This is a genomic window from Syntrophomonas sp. UBA5494, assembly GCF_002426325.1.
Genome location: NZ_DIPG01000141.1, coordinates 7965 through 15935 on the forward strand (window position 1 = coordinate 7965; position 7971 = coordinate 15935).

Annotated in this window: 4 protein-coding genes and 1 riboswitch; all 4 genes read left to right on the forward strand. The window is 49.7% G+C overall.

Translation table 11 applies throughout. The features are described 5' to 3' along the window. Positions 1-189: 189 nt before the first annotated feature. The 4 genes from B3W37_RS15830 (at position 190) to B3W37_RS15845 (ending at position 7304) form a co-directional block, all read left to right on the forward strand. Positions 190-2397, forward strand: a complete 2208-nt coding sequence (locus B3W37_RS15830) for a bifunctional alpha,alpha-trehalose-phosphate synthase (UDP-forming)/trehalose-phosphatase (RefSeq protein WP_483171452.1) — start codon at positions 190-192, stop codon at positions 2395-2397. Positions 2398-2404: 7 nt separating this feature from the next. Beyond that, positions 2405-4720 carry a glycoside hydrolase family 65 protein gene (locus tag B3W37_RS15835; RefSeq protein ID WP_483176398.1) on the forward strand — a complete coding sequence of 772 codons (2316 nt, stop codon included), beginning with the start codon at positions 2405-2407 and terminating at the stop codon, positions 4718-4720. Continuing rightward, the gene (gene pgmB / locus B3W37_RS15840; protein WP_483176399.1) at positions 4710-5381 is read left to right on the forward strand and encodes a beta-phosphoglucomutase; all 672 of its coding nucleotides are present in this window, start codon (positions 4710-4712) and stop codon (positions 5379-5381) included. The genes B3W37_RS15835 and pgmB overlap by 11 nt, the downstream gene beginning before the upstream one ends. 390 nt (positions 5382-5771) lie before the next feature. Next, a complete protein-coding gene (locus B3W37_RS15845; RefSeq protein WP_483171455.1) occupies positions 5772-7304 on the forward strand; it encodes a YifB family Mg chelatase-like AAA ATPase in 1533 nt (510 codons plus the stop codon). A 294-nt stretch (positions 7305-7598) separates the two neighbouring features. Further along, positions 7599-7718: riboswitch (molybdenum cofactor riboswitch) on the forward strand. The last annotated feature ends 253 nt before the right edge of the window (positions 7719-7971 follow it).

A 7971-nucleotide genomic window follows, 5' to 3' on the forward strand; every position in this document is an offset into this window, starting at 1 on the left:
CTTTTTATCTACCCCAAGCAAGGCCTTACTGATGGAAAAAAGCAGTTATGTTATAATTTATAATAATAATGGCAATATCAGGTATCTGCCGGAACGGTCAGTAACCTGAACAAGCAGGCTGTTTTGTTTTTTTGAAGCTCGGCGTTTTATGCAAAATGACTTCAGGAAACCGGCGGGGAGGAGAGGCCTATGAGTAAATTGATTCTGGTTTCCAATCGTTTACCGGTAACGGTGCAGAGAAACGCAGCCGGTTTTGCGTTTCAAAACAGCATCGGCGGGCTTGCTACCGGTTTGAAGAATTATCACCAGCAAGCGGGCAGCGTGTGGGTCGGATGGTTGGGAATAACCGATGAAGATATGCCTTCCGGCGAAAAAGACCATGTACAAAAAAGGCTCCAAGAAGAATATCAGTGCCGGCCGGTTTTTTTATCCGATCAGGATATCAGCTTGTATTATCATGGCTTTTGCAACAAAACCATATGGCCGCTATTCCACTACTTCAAGAATAAAACCGAGTATGACCATGAAGCTTGGGAAGCTTACCAGAGCGTGAACCGAAAATTCTTGGAGAGCATGGAGCCGATTATCGAGGAAAACGATATTATCTGGGTGCATGATTATCATTTGATGCTGCTGCCCCAGATGATCAAAGAAAAATACCCCCAGTCGCAAGTGGGGTTTTTCCTGCACATTCCTTTTCCTTCCTTTGAAATCTTCAGATTGCTGATATGGCGGGAAGAAATACTGAGCGGCCTGTTGGGCGCGGATTTAATCGGATTTCACACTTACGACTATGTACGTCACTTCTTGAGCAGTGTGCGCAGACTGCTGGGTTCCGATCATAATTTCAATAAAATCAGTTATGAAGATCGATACGTGCAAGTAGACGCCTTCCCCATGGGCATCGATTATGATTATTTTGCCAGAGAATGCGACCCGGAAAAATTTCAGCAGGAGACCGGCGACATTATTGAAAATGTTAAAGGCAGCAAAATAATTTTATCGGTAGACCGGCTCGATTATAGCAAAGGCATTCCGGAACGCATCAAAGCTTATCGCAAATTCCTGCTCAAATATCCGCAGTATCGGGAAAAAATCAAGCTGTATCTGCTGGTAGCCCCTTCCCGGGAAGGGGTGGGCTCTTACGATGAGCTGTTGAAAGAAATAGAAGAATTGGTCAGCAAAATAAACGGCGAGTTTGGGACCTTCAGTTGGATGCCTATCTGGTTTTTCTTTCGTTCCTTCTCTCAAAACAGCCTGATTTATTTTTACAAACGGGCCGACGTGTTACTGGTAACGCCGCTGAGAGACGGCATGAATCTGGTGGCCAAAGAATATATCGCCTCCAGAACCGATTACAAAGGCATGCTGGTTATCAGTGAAACAGCCGGCGCGGCCAGCGAATTGGGAGAAGCGGTGATCGTCAACGCCAATGATTATGACGCCATTGCCTCGGGGATCAAAGCTGCGCTCGAGATGCCCGGGGATGAGGCTAGGACCAGAAATAAAAAAATGCATCAACGCTTAAAACGTTATAATGTAAACTTCTGGGCCAGTGAATTTTTGAACGCCTTGAATCATGTCATGGAAGACAACGGTCAGAGTGTTTCGGAGAATATCGAAAAAGACTTTTACAAAATAGAGCAAGCCTATCAAAGCGCGGGCAACAGAGTCCTTTTCTTGGATTACGACGGGACTTTGGTGGGGTTTAAGACCATTCCCGAACAGGCCGGGCCGGATCAGGAGCTCAAGCTGCTGCTGGCGGATTTGGCCAATGACCCGCAGAATACGGTGGTGATTGTTTCCGGCCGCGATAAAAACATTATGGAGGAATGGCTGGGGGATCTGAACTTGAATCTTTTAGCCTCCCACGGCTTGTGGATCCGGCGTTGCGATCAAAAAGAGTGGACCATGACCGTGTCTTTGGACAACGAATGGAAAGATTCGGTCCGTCATATACTGGAATTATATACCGACCGTATGCCCGGCTCCTTCATCGAGGAGAAAGAATATTCCCTGGCCTGGCATTACCGCCAATGTGATCCGGATATGAGCGCCATTAAGCTGAGCGAGATGAAAGAGGCCTTGCTGTCGCTGACCCAATCGACCACTCTGGGGCTTCAGGAAGGCAACAAAGTCCTGGAAATCAAAGACGGCCGGGTGAACAAAGGATATGTATCCTCGTTGTTTATTCAGCATAATAATTTTGATTTTATACTGGGGGCGGGAGACGATTATACCGATGAAGATCTGTTCGCGTCCCTTCCGCCGGATTCTTTCGCGATCAAAGTAGGCATCGGCAATACCAATGCCAACTATCATATCAAATCCTGGCAGTCTATGCGCGGGATTCTGAAAAAATTGGCCGCCATCAGCAATAAGGGTAAGGATGAGTAGAGATTTTATGAAGAATAAACCGGCTGTATACGAAGTTGGAAATTTCAATCTGGGGCTCTATCATATGAAGCTCCACGAGGTTCTTTTTCATAACGCCAACGGATATATCGGCGTGCGCTACGACCTGGAGGAAGGATATCCGCCGGGATATGACGTTACCCCCAGTCAATACATCAACGGGTTTTACGATTACGCCAGAGTGCCGCAATCTGAAAAATTGTACGGACTGGTGGAAGAAAAACAAACCACTTTAAACATAGCCAACACGCAAACCATCAGGATAACTTTCGACGACGAAGAATTCAGCATGTTCAGGGGAACCATTCTGGACAGCCAGTTGAGCCTGGATATGGACCGGGGGATAACGGTGAGAAATGTCCGCTGGCTTTCACCCCGGGGAAAAGAACTCCGACTGACCGTTACCCGGATGGCTTCCTTTCACCAGCTCCCCCTGTTTACCATCGAATATGAAGTGGAGCCCTTGAATTTCTGCGCTAAAGCGGTCATCGAATCGGTGCATGACGGAACCGTTTTAAATTATGTTCATCCCTGCGATCCCCGCCTGGCCAACGAATGCATCCAGTATTTGATTCCGTTAAACTGCGAAATAAAAGAGGGCGCCTCTTATATCACCTCCCGAACTTCAAAATCAGGCCTGGAGGTTTGCAGTTGCGTAAAAAATCAGTTGTTTCAGGAGCACCAGCAAGAATTCATCATTGACAACCACGATGCCATCTGCCAATTTGTCACCCGGGCCCAACCGGGCCAAAAAATCAGGCTGATCAAATATGCGGTCTTCTGCGATTCGATTCGCTACCCCGATTGCCGGCGGCAGGCGGAAATAGAGATGAAACAGGCTTTGGCGGTTGATCTGGGAGAATTGTATAAAAAGCAAGCCGCCTATTTGAGCGAATACTGGAGCAATTGCGCGGTCGAAATCGACGGCGACGAGCCGTTGAATCACGCCATCCGTTTCAGCTTGTATCAATTGATCCAATCGGTAGGCAAGGATGAATACAGCAATATCGCCCCCAAAGGACTGAGCGGCGACGGCTATGAGGGGCAATACTTCTGGGATTCGGAAATATATATTCAACCTTTTTTCACCATCACCAATCCCGATATTTCCAAAAAGCTGATCACCTATCGTTATGCCACCCTGGATATGGCCCGGGAAAACGCCCGCATTTTGGGACATGAAAGCGGAGCGCTTTATCCCTGGCGAACCATCATGGGCCGGGAATGCTCCGGTTTTTTCCCGGCCGGTTCCGCCCAGTACCATATCAATGGGGATATTGCCTATGCGATCATCGCTTATTATCTGGCGACCAAAGACCTCATGTTTATGCGAGCGGTGGGCGCCGAGATTATTTGGGAAACCGCCCGTTTATGGCTGGAGGTGGGGAATTTCCACCAGGGCCGCTTCCATATCAACAGCGTGACCGGTCCCGACGAGTATACCTGCATCGTAAACAACAATTATTATACCAATGTGCTGGCCCAATATCATTTGCACTGGGCGGTCAAAATTTATCATCTGTTAAAAAGCAGCGGCGGTTTGAATGAACTGGAACAAAAAATACAAATAAGACCGCAAGAAATCGAGGCTTTTAAAAAAGCCGCCGACCATATGTATCTGCCCTATGATGAAAAGCTGAAAATCAATCCCCAGGACGACTCTTTTCTACAGAAGCAGTCCTGGGACCTCAAGGAGATTCCCCCGGATAAATTTCCTTTGCTGCTCAATTATCATCCCCTGTATTTATACCGTCACCAGGTATGCAAACAGGCCGATACGGTCCTGGCCCATTTTCTGCTGGAAGACGCCCAATCCGAGGAAACCATGCTTAATTCCCACCACTTTTATGAAAAAGTCACCACCCATGATTCCTCGCTTTCCCGGGGCATATTTGGCATCATGGCGGCTCGCCTGGGTATGACCGAGAAGGCCTTTGCCTATTTTAAGGATACCGCCCGCTTAGATCTGGACGACAAACACAATAATACCCAGGATGGCCTTCATATCGCCAATATGGGCAATAATTACATGGGCGTTGTTTATGGCTTCGGAGGCTTCCGGCTTAAAGAAAGCGGAATATTTCTGGCCCCGGTTTTGCCCCGGGCCTGGACGGCTTACCGCTTCAAAATATGCATTGAAGACAGCCGGATCATGGTGCACGTTAAAGAAAACGAATGTATTCTCACCCTGGAATGCGGCAGTGCCAAAAAGATATTCGTATACGGCCGGGAGTATCTTGTGGCGGACACCCTTACCGTTGCCCGCCCGGCAGTATGGCCAAGGGAGTCTTTTCATGAAGTATAAAGCGGTTATTTTCGACCTGGACGGGGTTATTTGCCACACCGACCGCTATCACTATCAGGCCTGGAAACAGATAGCCGATGAAATCGGGGCACATTTTGATGAAACCATCAATAACCGCCTGCGCGGGATCAGCCGCGCTGAAAGCCTGGAGATCATTCTGGAGTATTGCCCCCGCCGGCTTGGTCAGAAGGAGAAGGATCATTACCTCCAAAAAAAGAATGAACTCTATCTCAGTCTGCTGCAAAACATGTCGCCGGCCGACCTGGACCCCGAGGTGAAAGACACCATGGAGCGGATAAGAGACCGGGGGATTCTTATGGCCATAGGCTCCTCCAGCAAGAATGCCGCATACATCTTAAAACGGCTCGGACTGGAAAATTACTTTGACGCTGTAGCGGACGGCACCCACATCACCCGCTCCAAGCCTGACCCGGAAGTGTTTTTAAAAGCCAGCGCCGGTTTGGGTATTGACCCGCCGCAATGTTTGGTGGTTGAAGACGCCGAATCCGGCATCCGGGCGGCCCTGGCCGCCAACATGGACTGCGCCGCCATCGGCGATGGGACCCGATGCAATCTGGCCCGCTACCATCTGCAGCGTTTTGCGGATTTATTGCTGATCTTGAACGAGGGCGCTTGCCCCCCATCCCCCCGCGGTCATTAAGGCAATTAACGAATCAAGCGGCAGTAAAGTTCAGCGGAGACAGAAATTGATTATTTCGCATGCAATGATGGGAAATCCGCAAACCATTATTCCATCATACATCACCATAAAGTCGTCAAGAGAATTTCGCGATATGCCATTCATAATACCCTCCTTATATTCCGCATGCAAATTTACAGCAGGTCCTCTTCACCGTGTTTGCCGTCCTTGTAAACAGGCCCGGCAGTATGGACGATATGCTTCGCAGGCAGATTAAACCGTCTGTGATACGGTTTTCCCGGTTGGGTTGAAGGATAAATTTTTCTTGCAGATGTCTTATGCCCATGGATAAATATGGTAAACTGTTGCTAACCAGTTTATCCCATTTATCCGAACAACGAGGTCTTGAACATGCTTGCAAGTGTAAATACTTTGGTGCTGGCCGGCATTAACGCCTTGCCTGTCAAGGTTGAAGTGGACATTCACTCCGGACTGCCGGCTTTTGATGTGGTCGGCCTGGCGTCTGTGGCCATCAAGGAAGCTCGGGAAAGGGTGCGCGCCGCTGTGAAAAACTCGGGCTACGAGTTCCCTAACCGGCGCATTACCGTTAATCTGGCCCCTGCTGATTTAAAAAAAGAAGGCAGCCATTTTGATCTGGCCATTGCTATCGGCATTCTCTTAGCCTCATCACAGCTGAATACCTCCCCGCCCGACAACACTTACCTGGCCGGCGAACTCTCCTTGGACGGAACTCTGCGCCCCGTCCCCGGTATTCTTTCCATGTCGCTGAAACTCTCCCAGGATCCGGCCGGCAGCATATTTATGGTTCCCACAGCCAACAGCCTTGAAGCAGCCGTTACCGGAGGCATCACAATAATCCCGGTAACCAGCCTCAAACAGGCCGGGGAGTATCTGGAGGGCGACCGGACCATTACCCCTACCGCTACGGTAAGCCTGGACAATCTGGGGAGCCAGCGTGAAAGCCATGATTTTGCCGAGGTGCGCGGCCAGGAGACTGCCAAAAGAGCCCTCCTGACTGCGGCTGCCGGAATGCATAATGTCCTTATGATCGGCCCCCCGGGAGGCGGGAAGACCATGCTGGCGCGCCGCTTCCCCGGCATCCTGCCTCCCATGAGCCGCGATGAAATCCTGGAAACAACCCGTATTTATTCGGTGGCTAACCTGCTCAGCGCAGATCAGCCCCTCATATTGACCCGGCCGTTCAGGAGCCCTCATAAAAACGCCTCTTCGGCCAGCATAATCGGCGGGGGCAAGATCCCCCGGCCCGGAGAAATCAGCCTGGCGCTTAACGGGGTCTTGTTTCTGGATGAAATGCCAGAGTTCAACCGCGACGTCCTGGAAGCTTTGCGGCAGCCCCTGGAGGACCGCGCCGTCACCGTAGCCAGGGCCCAGGCCACTTACACCTATCCTGCCAGCTTTTGTTTGATCGCCTCTATGAATCCCTGCCAATGCGGCCTGTTAGGGTCAGACCTTGAATGCCGCTGCACCCCGCTGCAGGTGCAGCGTTATTTAAACCGGGTCAGCGGGCCATTATTGGATCGCATGGATATTCACCTGGAGGTGCCGCGCATACACTATGAAGATTTGACAGACAATTCCACAGGTTTGAGTACCGCCATGATGAGAGAGGCCATCGTCAGAGCCAGAGAGGTGCAGGCCGAGCGCTTCAACCATCTGCCCGGGATGCTCAACTCCAAGATGGGGCCCAAGGAGATAAAACAGTTTTGCCAGCTGGACGCCCGGGCCGATACCATGATGAAAATGGCCTTTAAGCACCTGCGTATGAGCGCCCGCGCTTACGACCGGGTCTTAAAGGTAGCCCGCACTATTGCGGATTTGGAGCAAAGCGAAAGGGTGCAGGCCCATCACCTGGCCGAGGCCATACAGTATCGCAGTCTGGATCGGAAATACTGGCGCCATTAAGCATTTGACTCCTCTGTAGCCGGCTGAAGAAAACACTTGGAGGAAGCCCCTCCGCCTGTATACAATAAGGTAACGGGTTCAGGCCAACTTGGATGGGGAAGGCCAGCAGGGGGGGATGGGACATGTCGGACAAATCAGGATCTTTTTGGAAGAATCACAAAGCCGCCATACTTTTCGGTTGTCTAACTTTGTTATTGGCGGCTATGCTTATTTATTTTCTGCTCAGTATGAATGCGGTGTTATAAAAAATACTGGCTTAATCCGGACTGCTATGTTATTATTTTAATAAGTTAAAATCGCATACAACTCCGAGCTTCCCAGTCTAAGGCAATGCTATGGCTGGTGGCCTGTGGGTGTAACTGGAAACGGTTATGCCTCCCCGTATTTTTGGAAAGGAGTTTATTATGCTGTGCTTAATCATGACAGGCGTATTTAGGTATGCTTGGATGTGGTTTGGTAATGCTTGCAAATGCCTGATTTTCAGGTCGTCTGCAGGTCAGGCATGGTAGCCATACCTTATACGGGTATGGTTTTTTTATTTGGTGAATAGCTCTTTTAGAGCTCTAACATATGATCCCATTCTTTTTGTTCCCGCTTTCAGCGGGAATATTTCTTTTTCTTTATACGCTTGGTCCTTGCCGGTTTATGACACCGTAATAAAGCTTGG